Source organism: Enterobacter sichuanensis, from assembly GCF_009036245.1.
Taxonomy (GTDB): domain Bacteria; phylum Pseudomonadota; class Gammaproteobacteria; order Enterobacterales; family Enterobacteriaceae; genus Enterobacter; species Enterobacter sichuanensis.
Map to the genome: position 1 here is coordinate 1,321,101 of NZ_CP027986.1, position 13,310 is coordinate 1,334,410.

Sequence of the window (13,310 nt, forward strand, 5' to 3'; positions counted from 1 at the left end):
CCATGCCCGGTGGCGCTGCGCTTGCCGGGTTTTTTTATGCCTGAAAACAGGCCCAAAAAAAAGCCAACCTCGCGGCTGGCTCAGAGCATGAACACAAATTATTTTGCGTCGTGCGCGTGATCATCTTCACGGCAATCGCCTTCTGCACAGTGACCATACAGGTACAGGCTGTGGTTGGTCAGGCGGATGCCATGACGCGCGGCGATTTCACGCTGGCGTGATTCGATGGAATCATCGCTGAATTCAATGACCTTGCCGCAATCGAGGCAGATCAGGTGATCGTGGTGCTGCTGCTGGGTCAGTTCGAAAACAGATTTACCGCCTTCGAAATTATGACGGGTAACAATGCCCGCGTCATCAAACTGGTTCAGCACGCGATAAACAGTAGCCAGCCCAATCTCTTCACCCATGTCGATAAGACGTTTATAAAGGTCTTCCGCACTGACATGGTGATTGTCTGGACCCTGAAGCACTTCGAGGATTTTTAACCGAGGAAGCGTAACTTTCAGGCCAGCCTTCTTTAATGCGGTATTGTTGTCAGTCATGCGGAATCTGTCCTGTTGCTAAACGATTCACTTCTTAGGAAGTGACAGAAAATGCACCTGGGATAATGCGTCTCATTATAGAACTGCCATGGCTAAATGAAAACTGCAAGTCTCAGGCAAAATATGCTTATAAAAACGTGGTATCACCAACAAACTTGCGTAATGGAAAACCACGTTTTATCAGGGAGACATTGTACAGGTCTGGACGAAAAAGTTAAAAGATTGTAGCGATTAATTTAATCGGTTTGACCTGGAACACGGGCGCAACCGCCGTTGCGCCGTGATAAAACTCAGGCGTTGAGAATATCGTCCAGGTGCAGCTCTTCGCGGATCTGCTTCACCCACTTCTCAACACGCTCTGCGGTCAGTTCTGGCTGACGGTCTTCGTCGATGGCCAGACCCACGAAATGGTCGTCATCCGCCAGGCCTTTAGACGCTTCGAAGTGGTAACCGGCAGTCGGCCAGTGGCCAACAATCACGGCGCCATTTGGCTCGATGATGTCGCGGATAGTGCCCAGCGCGTCACAGAAATACTCGGCGTAGTCTTCCTGATCGCCACAGCCAAACAGGGCAACCAGTTTACCGTTGAAGTCCACTTCTTCCAGCGTCGGGAAGAAATCATCCCAGTCGCACTGGGCTTCGCCGTAGTACCAGGTCGGAATGCCCAGCAGCAGGATGTCATAGCCTTCGAGGTCTTCTTTGCTGCTCTTGGCGATGTCATGCACATCAGCAACGTCTTTACCGAGCTGTTTTTGAATGTTTTTTGCGATGTTTTCGGTATTGCCGGTATCACTGCCGAAGAAAATGCCGATGATTGCCATGAGTAAAATAACCTCTTGAAACTTAATAGTATGGTGGCGCAATTTGGCCACGGATAAGGGCAATAATAGCAGAACTGGCAACCCTGCGGAAACAGCTATCACGCAGGACTGCACTCTGTGCTACATGAAAAGGGTCATTAAGGGGATTTTCAGACTTATGCCTGGCTGCGCAACGTCTCAAGCTGGGCGATCAACATCTCTTCAATGAGTTCGCTGCGGCTGATATTGCGCGCGTCAGCCAGCTCATTCAGCGCATCGACGGCGTCGGCGTTAAGCTTCAGTTCGACACGCTTAAGCCCACGATTTTTATCGCGTTTAAGCTGATTGCGTTTATTGATACGCAGCTGTTCATCGCGCGAAAGCGGATTCGTCTTGGGTCGTCCCGGGCGACGCTCATTCGCGAACAGATCTAGTGTCGTACGGTCCGTTTGTTCTTTGGCCATGATTCTGAGACTTCGGGGGAAACACGCCGCCCTGCTAATGCCCGGGCGATAAGCGCGCCATCATACATCACCAAAAACGGCGCGCCAACGACTGGAAGCCCGCAGCCTTCCAGTCGCTCTCTTTTTAATCAATTTGCCGTATCAGAGAGATAGCGACGAATGGCGCGCAACACGGCGTCAGGTTTTTCGGCATGAACCCAGTGTCCGGCACCGGCAATGACGTGGGCTCGCGCCTGAGGGAATTGCGCCAGTATAGCGTCGCGGTACGCGTCGGTAACATAAGGAGAGTTACCGCCACGAATGAAGAGGGTAGGGTGTGGCCAGGCAGGTACCGTTTCCCAGCCCACGATGTTGTTGTACTGCGCCCAGAGCACCGGCACGTTAAAACGCCATTGTCCGTCCACAAACGATTTCAGCAGGAACTGCACAACGCCTTCTTCGTCCAGATGGTCACGCATGACGGCCGCCGCCTGTTGGCGGGTCGCGACACCCGCTTCGGTGACCGCATTGATGGCGGCAAAAATGTCGTCATGACGGCGAACGTCGTAATCGACAGGCGCGACATCAATCACCACCAGGCCGTTAATACGCTCCGGCGCACGCGCTGTGAGGGCCATCACCGCTTTGCCGCCCATTGAATGCCCGATGAGGGTTACCTTCTGCAGGCCGTTGGCGTCCAGCGTATCCAGCAGATCCTGCGCCATCGCGGCATAGGTCATCTCGTCTGAACGCCCGGAAAGACCGTGATTGCGCATATCGACCTGCAAAATATCGTGGTCAGTAACCAGATCGCGCGCCAGCACGCCCAGGTTATCCAGACTGCCAAAAAGCCCGTGAACCAGTACGATGGGAGAATTATTGTTCGGCGATTGTGCAGTTTGCGCTCGGGTATTCAATTTCATGGCAAAGTTCTTTTTTTACGTATGTCAGGTTAGGGTATCATGTTGACCATTCTGCCGCCCGGCTGCAAGGTTCCAGTTTAATCTGACTTTTGTGGCCAACCTGGTTTGACGCTATCCGCTGTTGGGATTTGACCTTATAATCCCAATGACTTGTATTCAGATAAGATATCGCACTGGATTAAGATGAAAACAATCGAAGTTGATGACGAACTCTATCAGTATATTGCCAGCCAGACGCGGCATATCGGGGAGAGCGCGTCCGACATTTTACGGCGCATGCTTAAAATTTCCGCCGCTTCACAGCCTGCTACCCCAGTCACCAAAGATGTCGTGTCTCAGCCGAGCGTTGTCGCACAAGCAAAACCTGCCGTGACACCGGCAAAAGATAAAGTGCGCGCGATGCGCGAGCTGCTCCTGTCCGATGAATATGCGGAGCAGAAAAAGGCGGTTAACCGCTTTATGCTGGTGCTGTCTACACTTTATTCACTGGATAACAATGCGTTTGCTGAAGCGACCGAGTCGCTTCACGGTCGTACTCGCGTCTATTTCGCGGGTGATGAGCAGACGCTGCTGCAAAATGGCAACCAAACCAAACCCAAACATGTCCCTGGCACTCCGTACTGGGTGATCACCAATACCAATACGGGCCGCAAGTGCAGCATGATTGAACACATCATGCAGTCCATGCAGTTCCCGGCGGAATTGACTGAAAAGGTTTGCGGTACAATTTAACCCTTGCATCAGAAGGACCCGGTAATGGCAAATCACAGCCGTGCAGGCCAACCTGCACAACAAAGCGATTTGATTAACGTCGCTCAGCTGACCGCGCAGTATTACGTGCTGAAACCGGTCGTGGGCAACGCAGAACACGCAGTGAAGTTTGGTACATCTGGCCACCGCGGTAGCGCGGCGCGCCACAGCTTTAACGAACCGCACATTCTGGCCATTGCTCAGGCCATTGCGGAAGAGCGCGCTAAAAACGGCGTTACCGGTCCGTGCTACGTGGGGAAAGATACCCATGCCCTGTCTGAACCGGCGTTCATCTCTGTTGTGGAAGTGCTGGCTGCAAACGGCGTCGATGTGATTGTTCAGGAGAACAATGGCTTCACCCCAACGCCTGCGGTCTCTAACGCTATCCTTGTGCACAATAAAAAAGGTGGCGCGCTGGCGGACGGTATCGTTATCACGCCATCCCACAACCCGCCGGAAGACGGCGGCATCAAATACAACCCGCCTAACGGTGGTCCGGCTGACACCAACGTCACCAAAGTGGTGGAAGATCGCGCCAACGCCTTGCTGGCAGATGGCCTGAAAGGCGTGAAACGTATTTCTCTGGATGCCGCCATGGCGTCGGGTCACGTGAAAGAACAGGATCTGGTTCAGCCGTTCGTGGAAGGGCTGGCGGATATCGTCGATATGGCGGCGATTCAGAAAGCCGGGCTGAAGCTGGGCGTGGATCCGCTGGGCGGCTCCGGTATTGAATACTGGAAACGTATCGCAGAGCATTACAAGCTGGACCTGACCATCGTGAACGATCACGTCGATCAGACTTTCCGCTTTATGCACCTCGATAAAGATGGCGCGATCCGTATGGACTGTTCATCAGAGTGTGCCATGGCGGGCCTGCTGGCGCTGCGCGATAAATTCGACCTGGCGTTTGCTAACGACCCGGATTATGACCGCCACGGTATTGTCACCCCGGCCGGGCTGATGAACCCGAACCACTATCTGGCGGTTGCGATTAACTACCTGTTCCAGCACCGTCCGCAGTGGGGCAAAGAGGTGGCTGTCGGTAAGACGCTGGTCTCTTCAGCCATGATCGACCGCGTGGTTGATGCGCTGGGCCGCAAGCTGGTGGAAGTACCGGTTGGCTTCAAATGGTTTGTTGACGGTCTGCACGACGGCAGCTTCGGCTTCGGTGGTGAAGAGAGCGCGGGGGCATCTTTCCTGCGCTTCGACGGCACGCCGTGGTCAACCGATAAAGACGGCATCATCATGTGCCTGCTGGCGGCGGAAATCACCGCGGTCACTGGTAAAAACCCGCAGGAACATTATAACGACCTGGCGGCACGCTTTGGTGCGCCGAGCTATAACCGTATTCAGGCCAGCGCGACGTCTGCCCAGAAAGCGGCGCTGTCGAAACTCTCTCCTGAGATGGTCAGCGCAAGCACCCTGGCGGGCGACCCGATCACTGCCCGTCTGACGGCGGCACCGGGTAACGGCGCATCCATTGGCGGACTGAAAGTGATGACCGACAACGGCTGGTTCGCGGCACGTCCATCCGGTACGGAAGATGCGTATAAAATCTATTGCGAAAGTTTCCTTGGCGCTGAGCACCGTCAGCAGATTGAGAAAGAAGCGGTAGAGATTGTCAGCGAAGTGCTGAAAAACGCGTAAGCGCGGTTCTGGTGCGGGCTGATACCCTCACCCCGGCCCTCTCCCACGGGGAGAGGGAGAAAACATTAAAAACGGCAACCCTCGGGTTGCCGTTTTGCTTTTACCTAGCTGTGCTTATTCTTTAATTCAAATCTTGGCGACACCAGACCGTACAGCGTCCAGCCCATAAAGGTCACCATCGCGCCATACAGCATCGCCTCCTGCCCGGATGAGTAGAGCGCATAGAAGCTGTAAATTGCCCCAATCAACGCCACGATATTCGCCGCGCGCGCTTTGCGTGGCTCCACTTTCGCGACCTTCTGAATAATCACCAGCGCCGCCATCGACAGAATATATGGAATGATATTCGTCACGACCGCCAGGTTGACCAGCACGTTGAACTGGCTGTTCAGCGACGGGCTGATGGTCATCAGCGACAATCCGCTCTGGAAGATGACAATCGCTAACATGCCTTGCACCGGCGCATCGGCTTTGGTCACGCGGGAGAAGATTTTCGGGAAGTAGCCTTCATCAGCCGAAGATTTAAATACCTGAGCGATAGTAAACTGCCAGCCGAGAAGTGACCCGCAGCAGGACATCACCATCAGACCCATGATCACTTTCCCGACGCCTGGAGTGAACATCTGCGCAAAAGCCAGCCCGAACGGCGCCGTGGAGTTTGCCAGGTCCATGTTCGGCACGATGCCTGCAATCACGTTCGTCGAGACGATATAGATCACCGCCGCGCCGAGCGTGCCACCAAGAACGGCAATCGGAACGTTCTTTTCCGGATTCTCCACCACTTCCGCATTCGCGCAGGCGGATTCCAGGCCGAGGAAGGCCCACAGTGTCATGGCGATAGAAGAGCCCACTGCGGTAAAGAACGGTACATGGTGCGGGTTCCATGAGTTAGCGTACAGGGTCGGGCTGAACCAGAACCAGCCGATGATGCACAGGCCGACAACCGGAATAATTACGCCCCAGACGGTGATGCTGCTGAGCTGGCCGGTGATGCGCGCGCCGCCAAAGTTGGCCACGGTGCAGATCCACAGTACGCCGATGGTGGCTAAACCAATCTGTACCGGGCTAAGCGTCGCGCCAAACAGCTCTGTGCCGTAACCGACGGCGGAAATAGCAATGGCCACGTTAGCGATCAGCAGTGACACCCCGTAGGTATAGTTGGCCATAAAGTTGCCGGACTTACCAAAGGCATATTCGGCATAGCCCCCCATACCGCCTGACTTGCGGCTGAACATTCCGCACTTGGCAAACGCCCATGCCAGCGCCATTGAACCTAAGGCGGTCACCAGCCAGGAGATAATCGAAATGGTCCCCACTTCTGCAAGCTTGGTGGGCAGCATGATGATCCCCGATCCCATCATATTCACCATAGTGAGGATGGTGAGCTGCATTACGCCCATCTTATTGGACTTACTCATAATGTCTCTCCTTTCAGCAGCGCGGGCTGAGCGGCGGGTTGTTTGATGACATTGCAGCGAACCTGTTTGCGACCCTCGCACTCTTCGACGTAGACCCCCTGCAGCTCGGGCGCAAAGCCCGGTAACAGGTTGATGCCTTCTTCCAGCGCGGCAAAGTAGCGCAGCACGGAACCGCCCCAGACTTCCCCCGGAACAACGCACAGCACTCCTGGCGGATAAGGAAGGGCGCCTTCGGCGGCGATGCGGCCTTCCGCGTCGCGCAGGGATACCAGTTCGACCTCGCCGCGCAGATAGGCGTAGTTCGCGTCCTGCGGGTTCATCATCACGCGTGGGAAGTGAGATTTGCGGAACATCTCTTTCTGTAGCTGTTTCACGTTGTGGCGGGCGTACAGGTCATGCATCTCCTGGCAGATCTGGCGCAGAGTGTAATTCGCGTAGCGATCCGGATGTTGTCTGCAGATGGAAGGCAGCACCTCTTTTAGCGGGGCATCACTCTCGAGCAGTTTTTCGAAGCGGACCAGTTGCGCCACCAGCTGCTGCAGTTTGCCCATATCTTCCGCAGGCGTGAGCAGGAACAGGATCGAGTTGAGATCGCATTTCTCCGGCACAATGCCATTTTCACGCAGGAAGTTGGCGAGGATAGTGGCAGGCACGCCAAAGTCGTCATACTCGCCGGTGCGGGCGTTAATGCCCGGCGTGGTCAGCAAGAGCTTGCACGGGTCGATAAAATACTGGTGCTCAGCGTAGCCTTCAAAAGCGTGCCAGTGTTCACCCGGCACGAAATGGAAGAAACGCAGGTCGGTCGCAATTTCCGCTGTGGCCCAGCTTTCCCAGGGACGACCATCTACCGTTTCGGGTACGAACGGACGCAGGTAGTGGCAGTTCTCCAGAATTAATTTTCGCGCTTCGATACCGTTCACCACGCAATCCATCCACATGTTGCGGCCGCTCTGGCCTTCATGCATCCGGGCGTTGATGTCCAGCGCGGCAAACAGCGGATAGAACGGGCTGGTGGAGGCGTGCATCATAAAGGCGTTATTCAGCCGCTTATGCGGGACATAGCGCTGTTGACCTTTGATGTGGCTGTCTTTCTTGTGGATTTGCGAGGTCTGCGAGAAGCCCGCCTGCTGTTTGTGCACAGACTGGGTCACAAGGATCCCCGGATCGTTTTCGTTCAGCTCCAGCAGCAGCGGAGAGCAGTCGGCCATCATCGGAATAAACTGCTCGTAACCCACCCAGGCCGAGTCAAACAGGATGTAATCACACAGATGACCAATCTTATCCACCACCTGACGGGCGTTATAGATGGTGCCATCGTAGGTACCCAACTGGATCACCGCCAGGCGGAACGGACGCGCATCGCGTGCACGGCCAGGCGCCACCTCTGCCACAAGCTCGCGCAGATAACGTTCATCAAAGCAGAGGGCGTCAATACCACCGATAAAACCGTACGGGTTGCGCGCGGTTTCCAGATAGACCGGCGTAGCGCCTGCCTGAAGGAGGGCACCGTGATGGTTCGATTTATGGTTGTTACGGTCGAACAAGACCAGGTCACCCGGCGTGAGCAGGGCGTTAAGCACCACTTTGTTAGATGATGAAGTGCCATTCAGCACGAAGTAAGTCTTATCGGCATTAAAGACTTTTGCCGCATGCTGCTGGGCGATGCACGGCGCGCCTTCGTGGATCAGCAGGTCGCCCATCGCCACGTCGGCGTTGCACAGATCGGCACGGAAAAGCGTCTCACCAAAGAAGTCGACAAACTGGTTCCCGGCAGGGTGACGGCGGAAGAATTGCCCGCCCTGATGCCCCGGGCAGTCAAACGCGCTGTTGCCCTGTTTCACATAATCGACCAGGGCGCGGAAAAACGGCGGGCGCAGCTGGGTTTCATACTTCTGCGCTGCCGCTTCAAGTTGACGTCCATAAAAATCGTTGCTGGTGTCTGAATACTCAAATACACCATGAATGCGTGATAAATAGTCTGCCGGGATGATCTCTTCTTTGTGCGTCGCGACAAAAACAGGAATACCAAATCCGGTGGCTTCTATTTCGTCCAGTATACCGTCGGTAATATCGCTGACTGCCAGAACAATAGCGGCAACATCAATATAATCCGAGGTCCGGACATCCACCAGTTCTCGCTGGGTGGTAAAGCAATCCGGACAGGCACGGCTGGATGCAATTTTTAAACTGTTCATCTTTCTCTCTTTATTTTAGGTAATAAAAGTCCCTCGATTTCTTGCAAAAAAGAAATCGATAATTTTCCGGAAAAAAAGCAAAAAGTGGCCGCTGATTAAAAATCAGTGAATTGCTTTTTTATGATTGAAATTCAGTCCGCCCGGTGCGGATGAGTCTGAATCATGATAAATGAGCGCACGAGGTTACAGGCAATAGCCTGTAAAATAGGGAGTTTCAGGATAACCTGTAAGCGAGTGCGCCAGAAGTCGAAGGACTACCGGGCATTAAAGAGATGAAAGTCAAAGCAGTTTCGGTGGGCAAACATCATGATATGTGTTGTCCGCCTTATATGGGGCATTAAACGATTGTTGTTTTCCATGTTTCATTTTCCTTTCAGTAATTGAAAGCATGGTCATTTTATCCAGGAAAAGGCGATTAACTGTGAAACAGATCACCCTTAACCGATCAAATCAGAAATAAATATTCGTTTTTGATGAATATCGCAGATCAAAATGCTGATTTGTTGAAAGTCTGTTAATTGATTGTGTTATTAATGTCTTAAATGAGCGAAAATAACCCGATAAAATAACTGTGGGTTATTTTTTTTGACTATTCTTCCGGTTGGGTTTGTTTTTATTTAAAATAAAATGAATAGTTATTCAGAGCATAAACCGATAACCGATACCGGTTTCAGTTAATAAATGGCGAGGACGAGCGGGATCGATTTCGAGTTTCTGACGAAGGTGACCCATATATATGCGTAAATAGTGACTATGCTCAACGGCATTGGGTCCCCATACCTGACTTAACAGCTGACGTTGGGTGAGCACCTTGCCGTGGTTGTTGAGCAGCACGGCGAGCAGGCGAAACTCGATTGGCGTGAGATGGATCTCTTCTTCACCGCGCACAATGCGTCGTGCAGCAAGGTCAACCCGGATATCACCAAACGCGTAAGTGGGGTCGGCAGGCGTAGAGGCACTGTGACGACGCAGCGCCACGCGAAGGCGCGCCTGCAGTTCGCCGATACCAAAGGGTTTAATCAGGTAGTCATCCGCCCCGGCATCCAGCGCGGCAATTTTATCCGTCTCTTCAGTGCGGGCGGAGAGCACCAGAATCGGCATCTGGCTCCACTGACGGACTTCCCGAATGAAATCGATGCCATCACCGTCCGGTAAACCAAGATCGAGGATCACCAGGTCCGGTTTGCGGGTGGCGGCTTCAATTAAACCCCGCTGCAGCGTACCCGCATCATGCACGCGCAGGCCGTCTCCTTCCAGCGCAGCGCGCAGAAACCGGCTAATGGCGATCTCATCTTCAACAATCAGAACGTTGATCACAAATCCTCTGGTAATTCATTAAGTTCTGGCGGGGTTTCCAGAGGAAGTGTAACACAAAAACGCGCACCGCCTTCCGGACGATTCTCTGCGGAAATGGACCCGCCGTGAACGTCAATGATCGCCTGGCAAATGGCCAGCCCCAGCCCAACGCCCGGAATGGCCGACTCCTTATTGCCGCGCGCGAATTTTTCAAAAATAGCCAGCTCTTGCCCGGCAGGAATGCCCGGACCAGTATCCCAGACGTCAAGATGCAGCGTTCCTTCTTCCACCGTCGCATCCACGCCAATCCGTGCGCTGGCGCCGGCATATTTGCCAGCATTTTCCAGCAGGTTGATCAGCACGCGTTCAAACAGCGGGCCATCAACGTGAATCAGGGTGAGTGGCTCGGGCATGTTGAGCGCGATATGCCGCCCACCGAGGCCTGGCTCGAGCATTTTCAGGGCGCTGCCTACCACCTCTTCAAGTGTGAGCCACTCTTTTTTGAGGTTAAAACCGCCGGACTGAATACGCGCCATATCAAGCAGGTTATTCACCAGGCGCGTGGTATTCAGCACGTGCTGGCGGATCTCGCTGGCCTGAAGGGCGTGCTTAGAGCCTTCCGCCGCCAGGTCCAGCGTCAGGATCTCTGACTGACCAAACAGGACGGTGAGCGGGGTTCGAAGGTCATGAGACAGCGCCGCCAGCAGCGAGTTACGAATACTTTCACGTTCGCTTGCCAGCCGGGCCTGCTCTTCGCTGGCGGTGAGGGCCAGCCGCTCCAGCGCGCTGGCAACCAGCAGAGTGAAGGTTTCCAGCAGCCGCTGCTGTTCAGGGATCATCAACTGGCGCAGGTTGGAGGGCTCAACGATGACCAGCCCCTGATTTTTATCGGCACTGCGCAGGGGCAGAATTTGATAGGGCACGCCGGGAAGGGTGTCGGTCCCTGCGCCCGCAGGCAGCCCTTTATCAAAGCTCCAGCGCGCGATGGCTTCGTCCCAGGGCGTCATGCCTGAGGCCGACGTCAGCGGGCGCAGCTTGCCGTGTTCGTCCGGGAGTAAAATCAGGTTGCTGGCATGAAACGTCGAGCGGATAAACTGCTCGCTGGTCTGCACAATATCCAGCGGGGTACGACCCACCGCCAGCGATTTCGACATCTCATAGAGATGGCGGGTGCGCTGTTCGCGGTAGCGGGCGATACGCGCCTGATAGCGCACCCCCGCCGTCAGATTCCCGATCACCAGCCCGACGGTGAGCATTACCGCAAAGGTGAGTATGTACTGCACATCCGACACGGCGAGCGTTCCGCGGGGGGCAATAAAGAACAGATCGAAGCTGATGACGTTGATAACCGTCGCCAGTACCGACGGCCAGCGCCCGTAAAAGAGCGCCACCACCACCACGCCAAGAAGGTAAATCATCACCAGGTTGGCGGCATCAAACGCTATCAGCCACTGGCTGGCAATGACGGTGATCAGGGCACAGAGCACCACGGCCACAAGACAGCCGCGGAGCTGAATGCGCCACTTATCGCTGAAGGTGCGGCTGTCCGGTGCGCGGTTGGGTAACGGCGTGGGTTTGTCATCCAGCGCCACGATCACCAGATCCAGATCCGGCGCGCGGTGGGCCAGTTTGTCGGCAAAGGATTCGCGGCTAAACCAGCGGCGATGCTGGCGACGGCCAATCACGATTTTCCCCAGGTTATGCTCACGCGCGTAGCGCAGAATGGCTTTATCTTCCTGAGGATCGGAAAGGGTGGCGGTTTCCGCGCCCAGCTCCTGCGCCAGGCGCAGCGAACTGAGAATAGCGCGACGCTGGTTTTCAGGCAGCGCGTGCAGCTGTGGCGTTTCGACATACACCGCGTGCCAGACGCTGCCAAATTTGGCCGCCAGGCGAGCGGCGGTGCGGACAAGTTTTTCATTGCCGCTGCCGTGCCCCACGCACAGCAGGATGGCGTCCCGCGTATGCCAGACGCGCTCCTGTCCCTGAAGATCTCGCCAGGCACGCATCTGGTCGTCCACCCGATCGGCGGTACGGCGCAGAGCCAGTTCGCGCAGGGCAATCAGGTTGCCTTTACGGAAGAAATGTTCGATGGCGCGTTCGGCCTGACCGGCGATATAGACTTTGCCTTCATGCAGGCGCTGGCGCAAATCATCGGGGGGAAGATCAACCAGCACCACTTCGTCCGCGGAATCAAAGAAGGGGTCGGGCACCGTCTCACGGACCTGAATGCCGGTCACGCCGCTCACCACGTCGTTCAGGCTTTCGAGATGCTGAACGTTAACCGTCGTGAATACATCGATGCCGGCTTCCAGTAACTCTTCCACGTCCTGCCAGCGTTTTGGATGGCGTGAGCCTGGCGCATTGCTGTGCGCCAGTTCGTCCATCAGGATAAGGGCGGGACGGCGGGCGAGGGCGGCATCGAGATCGAATTCGGTGACTAACCGACCACGATGACTGATGCGTCGGGGCGGCTGAGTGGCCAGCCCCTTCAGCAGCGATGCGGTCTCTTTGCGGCCGTGGGTTTCAACCACGCCGATCAGAATATCGAGCCCCTGTGCCCGAAGCCGCTGGGCTTCTGTCAGCATGGCGAAGGTTTTCCCGACGCCTGCGCAGGCGCCAAAGAAAATTTTCAGTTTGCCGCGATGGGCTTCAGCTGTTTGTTCGAGCAGCCGGTCCGGATCCGGGCGCATGGGCTCGTCGGTCATTTAGTTTTTCCTTAGCGCGTCCAGCGCCAGATTCAGCTCAACAATATTTACCACGGGCATGCCGATAAAGCTGACCAGCGGCTTTTGCGTGTGCTCGGCAACCAGCTGGCTAACCTGCTCAACGGTCAACTGACGGGCAGCGGCGACGCGCGGGATCTGCCATGCCACCGCTGCCGGCGTCAGGCTATAGTCCAGCCCGCTGGCCGAGGCGGTTACCAGCTCCACGGGAACATGCTGACTGGCCTGTGGATTAGCGGCGCGAAGAGCGGCCACGCGCTCAGTGACGGCTTTGTCCAGCTCAGGGTTGCTGCCCGCCAGGTTACTGCCGCCGGATGCCATCGGATTATACGGGCTTTCGGCAGTGGCGGAAGGGCGTCCCTGGAAGTAGCGGGCATCCGTAAAGTTCTGACCAATCAGGCGCGAACCGCGGTTTTCGCCATTTTGCATAATCAGCGAGCCGTTGGCTCGATCCTTAAACCACCACTGGCCCAGCGCGGTGGTCACCAGCGGGTACAACCCGCCGGTAATAAGAGACAGCAGAATAAACAGAAGTATAGCGGGGCGTAACATCGTCATTTGATTCACCTT

Annotated in this window: 12 protein-coding genes; 2 read left to right on the forward strand and 10 right to left on the reverse strand. The window is 55.3% G+C overall.

From position 1 onward, the window contains the following. Positions 1-98 precede the first annotated feature (98 nt). The 4 genes from fur to ybfF all read right to left on the reverse strand — a co-directional run bounded on the left by fur (position 99) and on the right by ybfF (position 2,711). Positions 99-545, reverse strand: coding sequence for a ferric iron uptake transcriptional regulator (gene fur, locus C1N69_RS06215; RefSeq protein ID WP_023310771.1), 447 nt, complete (start codon positions 543-545; stop codon positions 99-101). A 290-nt stretch (positions 546-835) separates the two neighbouring features. Beyond that, the gene (gene fldA / locus C1N69_RS06220; RefSeq protein ID WP_008501067.1) at positions 836-1,366 is read right to left on the reverse strand and encodes a flavodoxin FldA; all 531 of its coding nucleotides are present in this window, start codon (positions 1,364-1,366) and stop codon (positions 836-838) included. Positions 1,367-1,521: 155 nt separating this feature from the next. Further along, positions 1,522-1,809 (reverse strand): LexA regulated protein, encoded by a 288-nt coding sequence (ybfE, locus tag C1N69_RS06225; protein ID WP_023334913.1) that lies wholly within the window; start codon positions 1,807-1,809, stop codon positions 1,522-1,524. Between the two features lie 128 nt (positions 1,810-1,937). Then, positions 1,938-2,711: an esterase gene (gene ybfF / locus C1N69_RS06230; RefSeq protein WP_047958029.1), complete on the reverse strand. Its 774-nt coding sequence runs from the start codon at positions 2,709-2,711 to the stop codon at positions 1,938-1,940. 183 nt (positions 2,712-2,894) lie between these two features. On the opposite strand from ybfF, the gene seqA reads away from it, so the two are divergent. Both seqA and pgm read left to right on the forward strand, forming a co-directional pair. Continuing rightward, positions 2,895-3,443, forward strand: coding sequence for a replication initiation negative regulator SeqA (seqA, locus tag C1N69_RS06235; RefSeq protein WP_059386048.1), 549 nt, complete (start codon positions 2,895-2,897; stop codon positions 3,441-3,443). A gap of 24 nt (positions 3,444-3,467) precedes the next feature. After that, a complete protein-coding gene (gene pgm / locus C1N69_RS06240) occupies positions 3,468-5,108 on the forward strand; it encodes a phosphoglucomutase (alpha-D-glucose-1,6-bisphosphate-dependent) (protein WP_094919168.1) in 1,641 nt (546 codons plus the stop codon). Positions 5,109-5,212: 104 nt separating this feature from the next. Here the strand turns inward: pgm and potE are convergent, their stop codons facing one another. From potE to kdpC, 6 genes are all read right to left on the reverse strand, one after another. After that, positions 5,213-6,526, reverse strand: a complete 1,314-nt coding sequence (potE, locus tag C1N69_RS06245; protein WP_059386050.1) for a putrescine-ornithine antiporter — start codon at positions 6,524-6,526, stop codon at positions 5,213-5,215. Then, entirely contained in the window at positions 6,523-8,721 is a 2,199-nt protein-coding gene (gene speF, locus C1N69_RS06250; protein WP_155030856.1) for an ornithine decarboxylase SpeF, read from the reverse strand. Before speF ends, potE begins: the two co-directional genes overlap by 4 nt. Positions 8,722-8,975: 254 nt before the next feature. Beyond that, on the reverse strand, positions 8,976-9,080 hold the full coding sequence (gene speFL, locus C1N69_RS06255) for a leader peptide SpeFL (RefSeq protein WP_003858645.1): 105 nt from the start codon (positions 9,078-9,080) through the stop codon (positions 8,976-8,978). A 280-nt stretch (positions 9,081-9,360) separates the two neighbouring features. Beyond that, complete coding sequence (kdpE, locus tag C1N69_RS06260; RefSeq protein ID WP_094919170.1) at positions 9,361-10,038, reverse strand: two-component system response regulator KdpE; 678 nt, start codon at positions 10,036-10,038, stop codon at positions 9,361-9,363. Continuing rightward, positions 10,035-12,722: a two-component system sensor histidine kinase KdpD gene (gene kdpD, locus C1N69_RS06265; RefSeq protein ID WP_045286152.1), complete on the reverse strand. Its 2,688-nt coding sequence runs from the start codon at positions 12,720-12,722 to the stop codon at positions 10,035-10,037. The genes kdpE and kdpD overlap by 4 nt, the downstream gene beginning before the upstream one ends. Next, complete coding sequence (gene kdpC, locus C1N69_RS06270; protein ID WP_025756364.1) at positions 12,723-13,298, reverse strand: potassium-transporting ATPase subunit KdpC; 576 nt, start codon at positions 13,296-13,298, stop codon at positions 12,723-12,725. Between the last annotated feature and the right edge of the window lie 12 nt (positions 13,299-13,310).

Excerpts from the sequence above, each read along its gene's own strand:
- fur (WP_023310771.1), bottom strand. The coding sequence starts at position 545 with ATGACTGACAACAATACCGCATTAAAGAAGGCTGGCCTGAAAGTTACG.
- fldA (WP_008501067.1), bottom strand. The coding sequence starts at position 1,366 with ATGGCAATCATCGGCATTTTCTTCGGCAGTGATACCGGCAATACCGAA.
- ybfE (WP_023334913.1), bottom strand. The coding sequence starts at position 1,809 with ATGGCCAAAGAACAAACGGACCGTACGACACTAGATCTGTTCGCGAAT.
- ybfF (WP_047958029.1), bottom strand. The coding sequence starts at position 2,711 with ATGAAATTGAATACCCGAGCGCAAACTGCACAATCGCCGAACAATAAT.
- seqA (WP_059386048.1), top strand. The coding sequence starts at position 2,895 with ATGAAAACAATCGAAGTTGATGACGAACTCTATCAGTATATTGCCAGC.
- pgm (WP_094919168.1), top strand. The coding sequence starts at position 3,468 with ATGGCAAATCACAGCCGTGCAGGCCAACCTGCACAACAAAGCGATTTG.
- potE (WP_059386050.1), bottom strand. The coding sequence starts at position 6,526 with ATGAGTAAGTCCAATAAGATGGGCGTAATGCAGCTCACCATCCTCACT.
- speF (WP_155030856.1), bottom strand. The coding sequence starts at position 8,721 with ATGAACAGTTTAAAAATTGCATCCAGCCGTGCCTGTCCGGATTGCTTT.
- speFL (WP_003858645.1), bottom strand. The coding sequence starts at position 9,080 with ATGGAAAACAACAATCGTTTAATGCCCCATATAAGGCGGACAACACAT.
- kdpD (WP_045286152.1), bottom strand. The coding sequence starts at position 12,722 with ATGACCGACGAGCCCATGCGCCCGGATCCGGACCGGCTGCTCGAACAA.
- kdpC (WP_025756364.1), bottom strand. The coding sequence starts at position 13,298 with ATGACGATGTTACGCCCCGCTATACTTCTGTTTATTCTGCTGTCTCTT.